The 16,903-nt window shown below is 35.0% G+C and carries 15 protein-coding genes; 4 read left to right on the top strand and 11 right to left on the bottom strand.

What is annotated here, in order from left to right; all coding sequences use genetic code 11:
• Positions 1-14 precede the first annotated feature (14 nt).
• The 10 genes from FTU70_RS06205 to tviB all read right to left on the bottom strand — a co-directional run bounded on the left by FTU70_RS06205 (position 15) and on the right by tviB (position 10,255).
• On the bottom strand, positions 15-542 hold the full coding sequence (locus FTU70_RS06205; RefSeq protein WP_180060331.1) for an acetyltransferase: 528 nt from the start codon (positions 540-542) through the stop codon (positions 15-17).
• Entirely contained in the window at positions 535-1,548 is a 1,014-nt protein-coding gene (locus FTU70_RS06200) for a glycosyltransferase family 4 protein (RefSeq protein WP_180060330.1), read from the bottom strand. Before FTU70_RS06200 ends, FTU70_RS06205 begins: the two co-directional genes overlap by 8 nt.
• Before the next feature lie 7 nt (positions 1,549-1,555).
• Entirely contained in the window at positions 1,556-2,494 is a 939-nt protein-coding gene (locus FTU70_RS06195) for an NAD-dependent epimerase/dehydratase family protein (protein ID WP_180060329.1), read from the bottom strand.
• A 3-nt stretch (positions 2,495-2,497) separates the two neighbouring features.
• Positions 2,498-3,256 carry a glycosyltransferase family 2 protein gene (locus tag FTU70_RS06190; RefSeq protein ID WP_180060328.1) on the bottom strand — a complete coding sequence of 253 codons (759 nt, stop codon included), beginning with the start codon at positions 3,254-3,256 and terminating at the stop codon, positions 2,498-2,500.
• 110 nt (positions 3,257-3,366) lie between these two features.
• Complete coding sequence (locus FTU70_RS06185) at positions 3,367-4,401, bottom strand: glycosyltransferase family 4 protein (protein ID WP_180060327.1); 1,035 nt, start codon at positions 4,399-4,401, stop codon at positions 3,367-3,369.
• 3 nt (positions 4,402-4,404) lie between these two features.
• A complete protein-coding gene (locus FTU70_RS06180) occupies positions 4,405-5,346 on the bottom strand; it encodes a glycosyltransferase family 2 protein (protein ID WP_180060326.1) in 942 nt (313 codons plus the stop codon).
• Between the two features lie 4 nt (positions 5,347-5,350).
• The gene (wzy, locus tag FTU70_RS06175; protein ID WP_180060325.1) at positions 5,351-6,724 is read right to left on the bottom strand and encodes an O-antigen polysaccharide polymerase Wzy; all 1,374 of its coding nucleotides are present in this window, start codon (positions 6,722-6,724) and stop codon (positions 5,351-5,353) included.
• Positions 6,725-6,730: 6 nt separating this feature from the next.
• Complete coding sequence (locus tag FTU70_RS06170) at positions 6,731-7,681, bottom strand: glycosyltransferase (RefSeq protein WP_180060324.1); 951 nt, start codon at positions 7,679-7,681, stop codon at positions 6,731-6,733.
• 4 nt (positions 7,682-7,685) lie between these two features.
• Positions 7,686-8,975 carry a polysaccharide biosynthesis protein gene (locus FTU70_RS06165; RefSeq protein ID WP_180060323.1) on the bottom strand — a complete coding sequence of 430 codons (1,290 nt, stop codon included), beginning with the start codon at positions 8,973-8,975 and terminating at the stop codon, positions 7,686-7,688.
• A 2-nt stretch (positions 8,976-8,977) separates the two neighbouring features.
• Positions 8,978-10,255, bottom strand: a complete 1,278-nt coding sequence (gene tviB / locus FTU70_RS06160) for a Vi polysaccharide biosynthesis UDP-N-acetylglucosamine C-6 dehydrogenase TviB (protein WP_180060322.1) — start codon at positions 10,253-10,255, stop codon at positions 8,978-8,980.
• Between the two features lie 343 nt (positions 10,256-10,598).
• Here tviB and FTU70_RS06155 point away from each other — a divergent pair, with 343 nt between their 5' ends.
• From FTU70_RS06155 to FTU70_RS06140, 4 genes are all read left to right on the top strand, one after another.
• Positions 10,599-11,666: a polysaccharide biosynthesis/export family protein gene (locus tag FTU70_RS06155; protein ID WP_373685318.1), complete on the top strand. Its 1,068-nt coding sequence runs from the start codon at positions 10,599-10,601 to the stop codon at positions 11,664-11,666.
• Between the two features lies 1 nt (position 11,667).
• A complete protein-coding gene (locus FTU70_RS06150) occupies positions 11,668-12,096 on the top strand; it encodes a low molecular weight protein-tyrosine-phosphatase (RefSeq protein ID WP_180060320.1) in 429 nt (142 codons plus the stop codon).
• A 19-nt stretch (positions 12,097-12,115) separates the two neighbouring features.
• Positions 12,116-14,314 (top strand): polysaccharide biosynthesis tyrosine autokinase, encoded by a 2,199-nt coding sequence (locus FTU70_RS06145; protein WP_180060319.1) that lies wholly within the window; start codon positions 12,116-12,118, stop codon positions 14,312-14,314.
• A 303-nt stretch (positions 14,315-14,617) separates the two neighbouring features.
• On the top strand, positions 14,618-16,072 hold the full coding sequence (locus FTU70_RS06140; protein ID WP_180060318.1) for a capsule assembly Wzi family protein: 1,455 nt from the start codon (positions 14,618-14,620) through the stop codon (positions 16,070-16,072).
• Between the two features lie 114 nt (positions 16,073-16,186).
• Here FTU70_RS06140 and FTU70_RS06135 read toward each other — a convergent pair whose 3' ends face one another.
• Positions 16,187-16,831: an START domain-containing protein gene (locus FTU70_RS06135; protein ID WP_180060317.1), complete on the bottom strand. Its 645-nt coding sequence runs from the start codon at positions 16,829-16,831 to the stop codon at positions 16,187-16,189.
• Positions 16,832-16,903: the final 72 nt, after the last annotated feature.

Below are 16,903 nucleotides of genomic sequence, written 5' to 3'. Positions count from 1 at the left end.
AACACCGTATTACTTTAATGCAGAATACAGGTTCCAACCTCTAAAAATGAATGTGCAGCGATAGTTTGATCACCTGCGACTTTTACCCCCACGCTTAAATGAGCAAATTCCCCAATGACCACGTCATGATCCAATAATGTACCAATATTTAAAATTACACCATCGTTGATCACAGTTTTACGACTAATGATACACCCTGCCATCACACTGACCCCTAGACCGATATCAGCTGTTGGACTCACAACTGTTTTAGGATGAATCACCGAAGTCAATTCTATACCCAAGGCTCGCAAGGTCTGTTGCCATTGCTGACGTAATGTATTATTACCTACTGCCACAATCGCTTGAAGATGCGTATTCTGCAACTGATTTAAATTGGCAATATTTGTCACAATGTTATATTCCGCCACATGCTGTGTTGCAGGCCAACGATCATCGGCAAACATAATCTCTTGCCATTGTCCACTCAGTTCTGCAGCTTCTGCAACGGCCAAACCGTATCCCCCTGCACCTAAAATTAACAAGCTGGGTTTATTAAGCATCTGGATGACCCGCCTTAAATTTTATAGCCACAATTAACAATGGTATATAGGCAATCAGTACTGCCAATTCAGGGTACACCCATGCTTGTGTAACCGTCATAAAAGCGACAGGAAATAACCACAATAGGTTAATCGCGGCAACTGCCAACGTCACAAGGGTATGACTCCCGCATTTACGCGATAAAATTTGATAGCTATGGCTTCGATGTGCATCATACATTTTATAGCCGCTCAATACGCGTTTTATCAGGGTATAGGTCGCATCGACCACAAACACACCTAAGCAAATGATCCACGCACAAAACAGTGCCAAGTTTTCTTTTAGTGCGATGAGCGCCAAAATTCCCAAAGTGAGACCGAGAAATCCGCTACAGGCATCACCCATGAAAATTTTAGCTTTGGGAAAGTTCCACAGTAAAAAGCCAAATACGCAGGCTGCCAATAACCACAATATGTCTGAGTTTAATGTGCTATTGAGTACATAATACAAAATTGCCATACTGACAACAGTGGTAATTGCTTCGACACTGGCAATGCCATTAATCCCATCCATAAAGTTGTATAGATTGAGCAACCATACCAAAAATAATACTGCAATAATATTGGCGATAAAGCCAAGTTGCAGACCATTAAAAGCTGTAACTTTGCTAAAGCCTCCCAAACTGATGACCACACCTATTGCTACCAAAAAATGTACGGCTAAACGCAGCATGGAGTTAATATGTCCATGGTCATCTAAAAAACCAAGTAAAGCGATGACAAAACCTGCTGCCATAAGAGTTAAGCCAATATGTACGGTCAATTGTTGGCTATAGATTAACACCGCCAGCGCCAACAAGTAGCTACACACCACCGCAACACCACCTCCACGTGGCGTGGGTACACTGTGGGAGCTTCGTTCATTGGGGTTGTCTATTATATTTTTCTTGATGGCATAATGACGCATGTAGCCTGTGAATAGTAATGTCAGTATAAAAAATACGATGCTCAGTGCAAAAATTGACATGCGTAAATTACTCTTTCATTTTTAAATAATTTTGACCCGTTTGCAGCATCGCTTGCTGGGTACTCAATGGCGCTGTCCAACCCAGCAACTTCTGAGCTTTAGTCGTATCGACTTCTAGTGACTCAAACAACTGCTCATAGAGTTTGGATTTGCCAATACATGCAGCACCTAATTTCATAAGCGGTTGCGGAATATAAATGAAACGTGCAGGTTTTCCCATGCCCTGCTTTAAATATTGCACCAGCTCACGCGTAGAAATACTAAATTGATCTGCTACTAAAAATGTTTGATTGGCTGCATTTGGATGTTCAATACAGGTTTGAATAAAGTCTACCAAATTTTCAAGTGCAACAAAGCTGCGTTTATTGTTTGTGCCTGCAAAAGGTAAAGGTAAATTACTCGCAACTAGTTTGAGTAACCGAGCAAAGTTACCTGGTGCATGAGCGGCATAAACTAAAGGTGGACGAATAATGACTAACTCTGTGGCTGATCCCGCAAATAGCTTTTTAAGCTCTTGCTCAGCCTCTGATTTGGAAACCGCATAATCTGCATGAGGCTGTGGCAAAGCATCTTCTGTAAAAGCCTTTTCTGAAGTAACTGAACCATTCACACCGATAGAACTCATAAATATGAAACGTTTTACTTTTTTGTCTAAAGCCAGACGCGCTAATTGCAAAGTACCTTCTACATTCACCTTGCGAAATTCGCTCAATGGATCTGTTGTTTGTTCATTTAGAATATGAGCACGGCCTGCCAAATGAATAATAACGTCTATATTATCGGGAAAATCTGCTTGGAAAATATTTTTACCAACAATCTGTTGAACTCTTGAAGCAAGTAAACTACTTCGAGCACGAATTAGAGCTATAACCTCATATGATTTACTAACGTTTTTTACTAAAGATTGACCTACAAAACCAGTCGCCCCTGTTATTAGAATTTTCAAAATTCAAACTCTCTTCATTGCAGCTCTAAATATATAAATAGAAAAATAAAATAGTGAACTTATGAAATTTATTTTTAAGTGCTTTCTATAGATATTCCATGTCCACCTCGCTGCTTTCAACTTATTTCCGGACAAATTCTTACCATTTTCAGCCACTCTATAATAAGCTATAGGTTCCTGAATACCTATGCCTTTTACATCTGGGCTAGAGTTAAAAATTTCTAGCCAAAATAAATAATCTTCGTGACCAATATTTTTTTGCCGGATTTCTGGATATTTTTTAAAATTATAGATAGCGGTTAAATTACCTATTGGATTACCTTTTAATAAGTCTTTTTTATCTAGTAAGTTAGGAATCTTTACTACATTTTCAACTCCATCACTATTAAATCTATAATAAGAACCATATACAACGTCAACATCATTTCTTTCTTTCAAAACTGCTAATTGCTTTTCTAACTTATCTTCTACCCATTTATCATCAGAATCTAGAAATGCGACAAAGTCACCTTTTGCATAGTTTAGACCTGTATTTCGAGCTTCTGCAACACCTTGATTTTTCTGTTTTTTTAAGAGATTAACTCTTTTATCTTGTGCTATAAAATTTTGAACCACTTTTACAGTTTGATCAAGAGAGCAATCATCAATTATGATAAGTTCAAAATTTTTATATGTTTGTGACAAAACACTTTTAATAGCATCTGATATGAATTTTTCTGCATTATATGCAGGCATAATTATAGAAAAAAAAATAGAATTCACTTCAAATTACCCTTCAAAAAATCATTAACTATTAAAAACACCAAGAACTCTAATCAATAAAATAAAAGTATTTAATTAACTAAATTATAGCAAAAAAAAATATTATAAAATTATTTTTTAAAAACATTTTCACTCCAAAGCTTTATAATTCGATCGGATTGAAATTCTTGTGCTTTTACAAGACTTTTTTCAGAGAATGAAATAAGTACTTCTGGAGACATAGCTAGTGTTAAAATTGCATCAGATAGTTCTTGAATATTCTGATCCTCAACTAAAAATCCGTTTACATCATTTTGAACAATATCTGCAGGACCAAATGGACAATTATAAGAGATAATAGGCAAACCAAAACTCTGCGCCTCTACTAAAACCATAGGCAAACCCTCATACTTAGAAGACATTACAAAAAAATCTGAGTTCCTATACACATCTTCTACATTTGATGTGCTTCCTTTCAAGATAACCTGCTGTAGAGAGTTCTGCTTAATATAATCTTCTAGCATTTTTTTATGCTCACCTTCACCATAAATATTAAGGTGCCACTCTGGTATCATTTGATATATTTTTTTCCAAGCTTTCAATAAATGAAGATAATTTTTCTGATCAGTTAAGCGACCTATCGTTACAATTTGTTTACTGCTAAAGGTAGATTTTGGAACAATAGGAAATGGTGAAAAGTTGGGAATAACAATGACTTTAGAATGAAACTTATCAAATTGCTCTTTATCTTTCTGGGTTAAGGTAACAACCTGATCGACCCACTTGTAAAAAAATTTACTTAAGATTTGAACTTTTTTAGGTCTACTAACAAAAGACACATGCTCTAATGTAACTAATTTTTTGATTTTAGGTAAAAGAGCACATAATAAAGATAACTTACCCATATTATGTACAATCACCATGTCATACAAATGAAGAGAAACATGTATCTTTAATTTTTTATAAAATTCAAGAAAATTACCTGATATCGTCACTACATTTACATTATCAGACACAGGATAAGCTGTATTACTTTTAATAGACTCTCTGTTCAAGAGAGTAACATCATAATTAGCAATAAAAGATAATTTGTTTGCCAGCTCAATGGCAACACGTTCAGTTCCTGATTTACTCTTTAAAGAATTAATTAAAAAAAGAATTTTCATAACCTAGCCTATCGAAACTATTTTAAAAACTAATCGCTTTAAAAGATATTGTAATTGAAATCTAGATTTCATGATGCATAAGCCTATAAAAAATAACATTTTTAAAAATTTTTTATCAGCTTTTGCAATAAATGCAGATTTCAAAAAAATATTTGACTGATCAAAATCCGCTTTATATTTAGAATATTTTTCTAAATATTGTGAAACATTCAATTCACTAAAATCATCTTTACCATTTTTAAGCCGCATCGTATACAGATCAACCACATAATTTGACATTAACCTCTGATTAAAACCAATTGTAGAAGTAGTATTCCCTTCACGAATGCGAACTGAATATTCATAACTATCTAGATTAGCAAAAAGCAAACCTAATGAATGCATTCTTAATAAAAAATCATAGTCTTCAGCACCAGGAATATCTCTATAGCCATTCAATTGATTATAAACTTCTCTTTTAGCTAACCAAATATGTAAAACTGGCGAAGTATACTTTATTGTTTTATTAATAATATTATCATTGATCGGCATCACTTGTTTACCAATAACTTTATTATTAGTATCTATAATAGAAACATGACAACCAACTAAATAATATTGAGGATTTTTTAACAAAAATTCTAACTGTTTTTCTAGTCTTTCTGGCGCACTTATATCGTCACCATCCATTCTGGCAATAAATTCTCCTTTCGCCTGTTCTAATGCGAAATTTAAAGTTTTTACTATTTTTGAGTTTTTATCATTTTTATAAAGTCGAATTCTTGGATCATTAGCACTTAATTCAGAAACTATATTATATGTATTATCTGTAGAACAGTCATCTACCACTATTATTTCTATATTTTTATATGTTTGATTACACATTGAAAGAACTGCTTCTTCAACAAAATTTTCAACATTATAAACTGGAATCAAAACACTAATTAAAGGATGATCAAAACTCATTCAACTATCTCTTCTTAAAAGCAATAACAAAAATAAATACAAGCATAAAGCAGGAAAATGAATAAATTAAACTTGAACTAATAGAATACATCAAGCTTCTTGGTGCAAACATAAAAGCAGGCAGTGAAGATAATAAAATATAAAAAAACAATAAATTTTTCTTGGATTTTTCTATTAAATAACAGAAAATCAACCCTAATATAAAAGAAAAAAAACTTAATAATAAATAATTACGACCACTTAAAATATATAAGTCTAAAAAAACTGACCACCCCAAACCAAAACCAGCATCAAATAAAGAGCTATTTAATGTATAAGCAAAAAAAGCGCCTGAATTATAGTTTTGACTTCCTATTACTAAACCTAAAGATGAAAACAAACCTGTTATAGGAAAAAACATTGTTACATATGCTAATGTCGGCCATTCTGTATTTAAACTATTTACTATTGAAGGGAGCATATAAGTTAGACTTTGTACATAAATAAATTTTGATAGAGGATTTTCTAAGCCAAAATCCCCCCCCCCTCTAAAGCTTTCTAAAAATTGTGCGAAAATCATTAAAGAAATACCCAATAATGAAATTTTAAAAATAGGTAAATCTCTTTTAGTTATTAAATTATACATCCATAGACCAATTAGTACCCAAACAAATAAAAGTGCTCTTTGACCAACAAATAGATTTACTAATATATATAAGAAAAGGATAAATAGAGAAAAATATAAAACTCTCTTATTATTGCATAAAACAGCAGACGCTATCATTATAGGGAGAAGTAAGCTTGCTATACGTTGAGTGCCAAAACTATACTCTGCTTGACCTGTATACAACCCTTCATAACCAGCTACCATAAACATTGAAATCATTTCATAGGATATTGGAAACCATATAATAAAAAGTATAGTTGCACTTAAAAAGTTTAAAATATAAAATGTTTTTTTATAATTCAAGTTGCTTAATTGTATATTAAACTCTAACCGAGTAGAAAAAATCAAGCTACCTAATATAAAAGAAGATAACGATAATTGCCAAAAAATTAAACTCTCAAAAAAATCTAAATTATTAAAATAAAAAAGCTGCCCCCAATACAATTCATAGTAATCTCGATATAAACCAAAAAAACTTAAAAAAACTCTACCTAAAGCAAACAAACAACTTGATATATAAAACAAGCCTTGGGGTGAAAATATTTTTACTCTATAAATGTAAAATAAAAAGGGAATTAAAGCAAAGTTAAGTATATACAAAAACTCGCAATACTTATGATACAAGCTGTCATTTAACTCATTATAAATTCCTAGAAAATAAAATAAGATACAAGCAACATTAAATGTAACAAAAACTAGAGTTGCTATTATTTTATTGTTCTTAAAAGCCATATCCTATCACCCCCACTTCTTTCTTAATTTTAATAGAATTAAATAGATAAAAGGAAAATACTTTAATAAAAAAATCTTATAGCTTACTCTATAATTTAGTTTAATATTTTTTAATTCACCAGCAACAAATAAATAGACTTCAGATAAACTTTGCCCTCTATCTATCATTATGGATATTTTTTGAGATAAAAATTGATTATAAATAATAGAATAAAGCGGACTTTTATTTGTTGGTATAAATTTCTTTATACCCAAGTCAATCCCATTTAAAAGAGGTTCAGGATAACCGCTTCTAATTGAGCTACCATTCCGATGCCTATAGCAAATAATTTCTTTTCGCATTTCAAAAATTTCCAAACCATCTGTATAATAATAAATTTCTGGAAAATACAGCTTGTCTTCCATATATACATTAATATCAAAATCAAATTTAATTAGAATATCTTTCTTTATAACTCTTAACCAAGGATACCAGCAAGACTGTAAGAATAAATTCTCCCTATAAAATTCATCATTAATCGCAATTTTACTCTGTTTAACAAAATAAATATCCTCAATATAACCTTGCTCTTCATTATACTGTTTAGCATTAAAATGAATTATTTCTACTTTTTTTTTATTTATAACTTTCATTAATTCGTAAAAATAGTTTGGTAACAAATAATCGTCTGAATCCAAAAAACCCACATACTCACCCTTTGCTATTTTTAATGCATTATTTCTAGCAACACTTTGGCCTTGATTTTCTTGATTAATAAAAATAAAATGATCCTCAAGATGAGGATGTTTATCAAAAATACAATTATGAGCTAAAGTCATAGATCTATCAGGCGTACCATCATTAACTAAAATTATTTCAACTGGCATATCTGGTTTAAGTTGCTTACAAACACTTTCCAAACATTCTTCAATATATTTTTCAACATTGTAAATAGGGATAATTAAACTTAAAAGCATACTGTTACCGCTTCAAATAAGTAGATGGTAGGAACATTCTTTTTTGAGTATCCCAAATAAGTCCATTTCTAAAAAAATAATTAAATAGGGTCACCGATAAGATTTCTGTCGTTAAAATGGCATAGATACCACCGTATAACCCATACAACTTGACCATTAAAAAAGTCAATATTACATTAAAGAACACAAGTATAAATGTCTTCCGTTTCAAATATTCATATGCATTGAACTTAATCAAATATTTTTCTGCAATTGTAGACAGTCCTGAGAACAAGGTTACCAAACCTGCTAGCCACAAAATCTCAGTAACCCGAATAAATTCAACGCCATAAAGTACGCTTACAACCCAAGGTCCAAAAAGATATAACCCTAGTGTGACAAACAAAGAAATAACCACCACTACCATATAAAGTTGCGCAACATTATTTTGACTTTTTTCTAAGCTCTCCTCTTGATAGATTCCAGTAAAATAAGATGAAATAATTGCGAGAAGAACAAAGTAAAAACTGTTACCTAATGTCATAGCTACAGTATAAATACCAAGATCAAATTGTGACTCTAAACCTAGGAAGAGCTGTGCCGTTTTAGTAAAAATTGCAACCGAAAGTGAATACAATAAGAGCTTTTGACCGACTGCAAAAGTATACTGTCTATATCTTTTTATAGCATATGGCAGCATGATGCCAACAGACAGTTTTTTTTTCGTATAAAGATATTTTCTTAATAAAAATGGTATTAGTGTTAGTAAAATAATGGGAATACCGAGTGTTTCAATCGGAAGTTGAAATAAAACAATTAAATAGCGCACACTTAATGAAATGATTAGCGCTGTGATATTACAATATGCATTTATCTTTGATTCGAGAATTGCATTAAAATAAATACTATAAACATCATGTACAGCAAAATAAATTGCAATACAAGTTGATATACCAAAAATAAAGGTTAAACGATCTGTATAAAAATACAATCCACCTAAAGTAATTATTGAAAGTGAACCATAAATATAATCTCTTAACCTTTTGGAGGCATAAATTATATTTTCTCCAATTTTACGATTCTTGGCTGTTTTTTGAAAAATAATGTTCTCTGTTCCCATCAAGGATAACGTTTGTAAAATCGCAAATATGGAGCCAACGAAAGTCAATTTACCAAAGTTCTCAGGACCAATATATTTTGCTACGAATGAAGTTACGAAAATTAATCCAAATATAGCAATGAGCTTTTCAGACATCATCCAAATAGAATTTTTTATTCTAGGATCTTTAGCTGATCTTACAATTAACTTATACATACTTACAGTCGAATATCCACATCTAACTGATTTAGAATGTATTTTAAATCGTATAAAACATATTTTTCTTTTGCCAATGCTTTAAATTCATCTATAGACATCTGTTTAAATTGATCATGCGCAACTGCTAAAACAATGGCATCATATTTAGCGTTCGCCAAACTAGAAACAGGGTCTATACCATATTCCTTTGCAGCGTCTAACGGATCTACCCACGGGTCATAAATATCTAAATCTAAATCATATTCTTTTAAAGCTTTGACCATATCTACAATTTTAGTATTGCGAATATCAGGACAGTTTTCTTTAAAACTCAAGCCCATCACTAAAATTTTTGAACCGACCACTTGTATACGCTGCTTCACCATCTCTTTAATCAATTGTGTTGCAACATACTCACCCATACGGTCATTTAAACGACGTGCCGCTAAAATAATTTCTGGATGCAAGCCTAAAGATTGGGCTTTATGGGTTAAATAATACGGGTCTACCCCAATACAGTGTCCACCGACTAAACCTGGACGGAAAGGTAAAAAATTCCACTTGGTTCCCGCAGCCTGCAACACGGCTTCAGTATCAATACCCAACTTATTAAAGATCACGGCTAATTCATTAATTAAAGCAATGTTCACATCCCGTTGGGTATTTTCAATGACCTTCGCTGCTTCAGCCACTTTTATACTCGGTGCTTTATGTGTACCTGCAGTCACAATCAGTTGATAGACTGCATCAACAAAGTCTGCAACTTCTGGGGTAGAACCCGAAGTCACTTTTAAAATATTGGTCACACGATGCAGCTTATCGCCTGGGTTAATCCGTTCTGGGCTATAGCCTGCAAAAAAATCCTGATTGAATTTTAATCCAGACACTTGTTCCAAAACTGGAATACAGACTTCTTCGGTAGCACCAGGATACACGGTAGACTCATACACCACCACATCGCCTTTTTTAAGTAATTTCGCAATACTGGTAGAGGCTTTAATAAGCGGGGTCAAATCGGGTTGTTTAAACTCATCAATTGGGGTTGGGACAGTCACAATAAAAAAATTACAGCTGCGTAGATCATCTAAATGAGCAGAATAAGTCAATTGCGTCGCTTGTTTAAGTTCTTCTGACGACACTTCTAAGGTATGATCATGCCCACTTTGTAATTCTTGTATGCGTTTTTGCTGAATATCAAAACCCACCACAGGCAACTGCTTACCGAATTCAACCGCTAGGGGTAACCCGACATAGCCTAAACCAATAATGGCAATTTTTAGGTCTGAAAGCTGTAGCATTTGAGCGCCTTTAAATTTATATCTGTATTTTATGAAGAATGAATCTTTCGGCGAGAATACTAGCAGAAATTTATGAAATTTCTATTATGATTTGTGCTCAAATTAGTTGAAAGACGCATCAGTGTATAGTTTTTGTGACTATTCAACTTTTTAATTTAGATTAAATTCACAATTTGCGATTTTTATCATTTTTTTTCGCAAGGAATTTGACAGAATCTGCAAAATGATTACAAATTGCTATGTACCTATTTGACAAGTTCGGTAAAATGGCGGGAATTGATTTAAATATTTTAATAAATTAAAAATGGAATCTCGCGTGCGACACTTTCAACTGGCTGTTTTAATGGCATGTGGCATTGCCGCCACTGGCTGTGCTGTGACCTCTGGCTTACAAACATATGACCTACCTACACAAGGTGCGTATCAAACAGACCAAGGCGCCCAACTAACGGTCGTTCAGCTAACACAAGACAATTTACCTAGCCTCTTGCTCAATAATATTCAGAGTGCAAATTCAACCTATCATTTATTTAACAATAAGCAACACATTTACCGTTTAACCGCAGGTGATGTACTTTCAATTCAGCTTTGGGCTTACCCTGAGATTACACCACCTATCCAAGATATTAGTAATATCAAAGCAGCTGGCTATCCTATTGACCCAAATGGCAATGTATACTTACCTCTACTTGGACAAGTCAAAGTTGCTGGCAAAACACTGGCTGAAACCAACCAATATTTACGCTCACAATTTTCGCGCTATTTAAAACACCCAGATGTAGTTGTGCGCGTTCTTTCTTACGAAGGCCGACGCTATTTTGTAAATGGTCAAGTCATGCGTAGTGGTCAGTACACATTAAATGACCAACCTATCAGTATTTATACAGCTTTGGGACAAGCAGGTGGCGTAAATACTGAAACAGGTGATAACACCAATATTCAACTGATCCGACAAGGGCAAACCTATCACTTAAATGCTGTAGAATTAGAAAAGCAAGGGTTGTCCTTGCACAACTTACTTATTCAACCCAATGACACAATTTTTGTAAATGCAAAACAAAATCAAAAGTTATACGTTATGGGTGAGTCAAATAAAAGCCAAGCACTTACTTTACGTGATCAAGGCATGACCTTAAGTGATGTATTGGGTGAAAGTGAAGGTGTTAACCCTTATTCTGCAAGTGCTGCACGTATTTTTGTGATGCGTACAGATTTAAATACTAAAACCTCTACAATTTATCATTTGAACTTAAGCAGCTTAGGCAATTTAGCTTTAGCCAATCAATTTCAGATGCAAAAAAATGATATTGTATATATCGATGCAACGGGGCTTACACGTTGGCAACGTATCATGAATCAAATTGTGCCTTTCTCGAGTGCACTTTACACATTTGACCAGTTAGGTAAATAGCATGCAAATTCAAAATGTTTTAGTTGTATGCATTGGAAATATATGTCGTAGTCCCATGGCTGAATATTTTCTAAAAAACAATCATCCCAATTTAAATATTGAGTCTGCAGGTCTCTCTGCAATGTCTGGGCATTCAGCAGATGCAAAAGCTATTCACTGTATGGATCAACTGAATATTGATATGCGTCCACACATTGCTAGACAAATTACTGCCGAAATGATTAAAAAATCAGATTTAATTTTAGTCATGAGTAATAATCAAAAAAAACATCTTGAGCAAACTTGGTCTTTTGCCAAAGGAAAGGTTTTTCGTTTGGGGCATTGGCAAAATCAAAATGTGCCCGATCCTTATCAACATGATCAAACTTTTTTTGATGAAACTTGTCGCAACATTCAAAAATACGTTTCTGACTGGCAATCCCATTTTTAATTTTTAGCAGTTTTATTTCATGAATTCGAATAGCACACCTCAAGACGATACCATTGACTTAAAAGAATTATTCTTTTCTTTGCTGTCGCAATGGAAGCTCATTGCTCTATGTACACTCCTTAGCCTCGTTTTCGCTCTCCTTTACTTAAAAGTAACGCCAAATGTCTACTCAACGGATGCTATGATTCAGGTTGAGGACGCTAAAGGTGCTGGTGCCGCAGCTCTTTTAGGGAATTTAGGAAGCGCACTACCAGGTGGAATGGGTGGAAAGTCAGCTGCAGATGCGGAAATTGAAATCTTAAACTCGCGCAAAGTGCTCGGACAAACCATACAAGACTTAAAGCTAGATATTCGTATCACCGATGAACAAAGTAGCCTGACGTATCGTTTGCTCAACACAGTTCAAAGCAAAGTTATCTATAAAAATAATGTTGTGACATGGCAAGATAAAAAAAATATATTTGTTATTCAATCTTTTGATGTGCCTAATTTTTATCTAGATAAAAAACTCACACTAAACTTTATCAATGGACAAGAGTTTAGCCTGTCTTATAAAAAAGATGTAGTGTTTAAAGGCAAGTTAAATGCGATCAATCAAAGCCTAGATCAGAAAGGTGTATGGAAAATTCAAATTTATGCGAAAAACCCTATATCACATGATTTTTCAGTCACTAAATTATCTATGCCTTCAGCCGTACAATGGATTAAAAAAGATTACGGCGTAGCGGAAAGAGGTAAAAACTCTGGTGTGATTGGTCTTAACTACAATGGTGAAGATAAAGAACATATCACACAAGTACTTAACCACATCTTAAATATTTACCAAGCACAAAATATTGAACGTAAATCACTGGAATCGGCTCAAACATTGAGCTTCCTTGAAAAGCAACTGCCTGAGTTAAAACAACAACTCGAAGACTCTGAAATTAAATTTAACCGTTTCCGAGAACAATATAACACAATTGATGTAACACAAGAAGCGGAGTTAATGCTAAAGCAGAATGTTGAGCTTGAAAAATTAAAAATCCAACTACAACAGCAACAAGCAGAACTCTCTTCAAAATATACGCCTGACCACCCATTAATGTCAGCAATTAACGCTCAACTTTCTGAAATTAACAAAAAAACTTCAGAAATGACTCAATCCATTAAGCGTTTACCTGAAACCCAGCGACTGTACTTACAACTGCACCGGGATGTTAAAGTAAATGCTGAGTTATACACTGCGTTATTGAATAGCTATCAACAACTCAAAATTGCCAATGCAGGTGAAATTGGTAATGTACGCATTATTGATACTGCAATTGAACCTGTAAAACCAATTAAACCTAAAAAGCTCATCATATTAGTACTTGCTATTTTTGTAGGTGGTTTTCTGGGTACATTGTTGGCCTTACTGCGTAATATGTTGCGCTCAGGTATTAAAGACTCCAATAAAATTGAAAATGAACTTGATTTACCTGTTTATGCCACTGTGCCACGATCACCTGCGCAAGAAAGCCGTATTAATATTCTGAAAAAGAAAAAGAATATTCCTATTCTTGCGGTGAAACACAGTGATGATATTGCCATTGAAAGCCTGCGCAGCATGCGTACTGCTATTCACTTTGCTTTAAGCAGTGCCAAAAACAATATCATTATGATTTCTGGCCCTGCACCAGAGTTGGGTAAATCGTTTATTTCAACTAACTTAGCGACTATTTTGGCGCAAAGTGATAAGCGCGTATTATTGATTGATGCCGATTTACGTCGCGGTTATATGCACAAATATTTTAACTATGATGTGCAACCTGGTTTGGCTGAATATTTAAATGGTCAACACGAGTTAGGCAATATTGTACGCAGTACTGAAGTTGAAAATTTAAGCATCATCAGTCGCGGCAAAAGCCCTGCTAATCCGTCAGAATTGTTAAGTACGCAAAAATTTGCAGATATGCTCACGCACTTGTCGAGTCAGTTTGACCATATTCTGATTGATACCCCGCCAGTTCTTGCGGTCACCGATGGGATTATTATTTCACAATATGCGGGTGTTAATTTGGTTGTGGCACGTTACGGCAAAACTCAAATGAAAGAGCTTGAAATGACTGTCAACCGCTTTGAACAAGCTGGTGTTAAAGTAAACGGCTTTATTTTGAATGATATTCAACGTGAAGCGGGTGGCAGCTATGGTTATAACTATGCTTATGCCTATAAAGCTAATAAGGATGAGGATTAAACTATTTACTCAACCGCCCTTTTGCTAGGCTTCCCTCTTTGTCAAAGATGAGCTATATAGCAAAAGCCACCAACGTTAAAATCCCTCCTAAGCTTCCTTTCTTACGCAAGAGTTTAAAGCTGTGCTTAAACTCTTGCTCAGGGATGAGCTCCATTACAAAGTTTATGCTCGTGCTAAGCTCCCCCCTTTTTTACAGAAGAATTTTCTGTTGAAATTTACAACAATACTCAACAATTCACATTGCAAAAATCCACTCAAAAACCTATCTTGGTTACAGTTTATAAACGCTGAGAATATATAAGCATGTTTCCACCCAAAGCGCTGTTGGCGACACTGGCATTAAGCTCCTCCTTCACCTTTGCCCAAGGCATTGTCTTAAATGACCAAAACTTACGTACCGATTTAAACTGGCTAAATCAGCAAGGCGTGATTCAAATTAGTACTTCAACTTGGCCTATGAGTAGTGATGAAATTCAACGTGCACTTTCTCAAGCCAAAATCAGCAACAACAATCAACAAAAAGTAATAGATGCGGTAGTGGCACATTTAAATGCCAATAACCAACTGCTCAAAGCCTCTCTTTTTGCAGAAACTGATCAAAAAAATATTCCACAGGCCTTTGGCGACCAACAAAAAACGCAATATCAAGCAGGTTTGGAACTCAATGCAGGCAATCAAAACTGGGATGCTAAAATTCGAGTCAATGCAGAAAAAGACCCACAAATTGATAACGATCAAGATGTCAATGTTGAAGGTTCCTATATTGCAGCCAAGCTTTGGAATCAATGGCTCATTGCTGGGCAAATTCCAACCTACTGGGGGCCTGCACATGACGGTAGTTTAATTCGTGGCGATGCTAGCCGCCCAGTTTACGGCGTAACCATGCAACGTGCCGAACAACAAGCCTTCAGCAACAAATGGCTGTCATGGATTGGTCCATGGCAATATCAGGCCTTTGCAGGTCAGTTGCATGATTATGATGCTGTACCCGATGCCAAATTGATTGGGTTACGTGTCACAGCACAACCGCTGCCTTATTTGGAATTGGGTGCTTCACGTGCCTTTCAATGGGGGGGTGAAGGTCGACCTGAAAGTTTTGACTCATTCTGGGATGCGGTAATTGGTAAAGATAATGTGTATGGAGATACTCCTAACCCATCCAACCAAGTGGCAGGCTTTGATGCGCGTTTGAACCTACAGCCATTGGTACAAGTACCAATGGGCGTCTATGCACAATACGCAGGTGAAGATGAAGCAGGTGGCTTACCTTCAAAAAAAATGTATTTGGCTGGGGTAGATTATTCATCAAGTTATCAGAATATGCCGTTCCAACTCTATACCGAATGGGCTGATACCCGTACCAACGGTACAGCACAAGGTATCACTTATAATCACAGCACCTATACTGACGGTTTCTACCAACATGGCTATCCTTTAGCGCATGCTATTGGCGGTGATGGACAAATGATTTCAGTCGGTGGTGATATTCGTTTTGATCGTATGAACCGCGTGAATGCACGTTTGCTGTTTGCCAAATTTGATCAGGCGGCTAATCGACCAGCGAGAGGCGAAACCAATAAAGCTTTCCCAGAAAAAGATCAGTTAAAAGCTTTGGATTTGACTTGGACACACTATTTACGCCCAGATATTCCACTTAAACTGAATGGCTGGATTAGCGATTCAGATATTCACGGCAATGATGGCGGTGCGTCTATTGGTATTGAGTTTCCTTTAGAAAAAGGGCTATTTTCTTACTAAGTCTAGTAAATTACCGCACACACTTTAGCAATCTGTAAAATAAAAAATGGATGAAATCTGCATGGGTTTCATCCATTTTATTTTGCATTATATTCTAAAGCCTACACACTTAACTTAACGTAAAATTTCAGGCAACCCCTTATAATTACGGTTTTTACCCAATTCAATTTTCATCTTTTGCAACATTTGATAGGGTTGTTGCTGCACAAACATATTCACAAAGCTTAAAGGAATGGCACCTTCAGGGTTAGCATAGCCATAAGTGCTGACTTTGACTTTCTGATTGCCCAATTTCTGAAATGTCCAATCTCCCTCATACTGACGAATACGCACATAGTCAGGATTCAGCGGATAGCCGCCTTCAATGGCTGTATTTTGAATACTGATGACTCCCTGTGCATCTTTGCTCATTTTTCCTTTAACCACCAAATCTCGGTCTTTCAAGGGAAATGGAAAATCCAGCACCATATACAACAAGAACTCACCTTTTTGGTCATCACGTGACAAGACTTTGACACTGCCCACATAAGGCACCCATTTCACGGCATGATCAACATCTAAAATTAAGGCAGAGGCTTTTTCTAAAGGTACATTAAAGGTGGTTTCGGCCTTATACAAAAATACAGGGCTAGACTGCGGTTGATAGGTCCAGACTTTAATATTGTTTTTATGAATACTCAGTTTGGCATGTTCAATATTTTGTGCAGAGGCCGCACAAATACAGGTGCTTAACCCAAGCATCAGCAGAGATTTTTTCATTTTATTTTGCATCTTATTTTAGTTTTATGTGGGGTCTGATGCGTCATCATCCATGACATCAGACCCTAGTTT

It is taken from the genome of Acinetobacter sp. YH12135 (assembly GCF_013418565.1).
GTDB lineage: Bacteria > Pseudomonadota > Gammaproteobacteria > Pseudomonadales > Moraxellaceae > Acinetobacter > Acinetobacter towneri.
The sequence above is the reverse complement of the archived record's forward strand: the minus strand, read 5'-3'. Positions and strand labels throughout refer to the sequence as shown.